We start from the raw sequence: 253 nt of genomic DNA, 5'->3' as shown, positions 1-253 counted from the left end.
CAGCCTGGCAACCAAAAATCCACCGAACTTCGCCAGCCTGCTGAACACGATGTATGCGCTCGGTGGGGGTGTCGACGGGCAAACAGCCGCAAGCCGTTGGTTTGACGTTGCACGCCACTACTCGGCGACGGGGAGATTGAAGGGTTTGGAAGATGCTTTGGCGGAGACAGCCCTCAAGCGCTTCCTGCCTGAAGGGACTTGGCCGCTGAATGCACCAGAAGCTACGAGGACGTCCTTACCAGAGGTCCTGCCG

Annotated in this window: 1 protein-coding gene; it reads left to right on the top strand. The window is 59.7% G+C overall.

Annotated elements, in window-relative coordinates:
• Nucleotides 1-253 (top strand): hypothetical protein (locus tag R0J87_RS22685; protein ID WP_498889169.1); only part of this gene is annotated, 253 nt, incomplete at both ends.

The sequence above is a fragment of the Halomonas sp. SIMBA_159 genome (assembly GCF_046536035.1).
Lineage (GTDB): Bacteria > Pseudomonadota > Gammaproteobacteria > Pseudomonadales > Halomonadaceae > Vreelandella > Vreelandella venusta_A.
The sequence above is the reverse complement of the archived record's forward strand: the minus strand, read 5'-3'. Positions and strand labels throughout refer to the sequence as shown.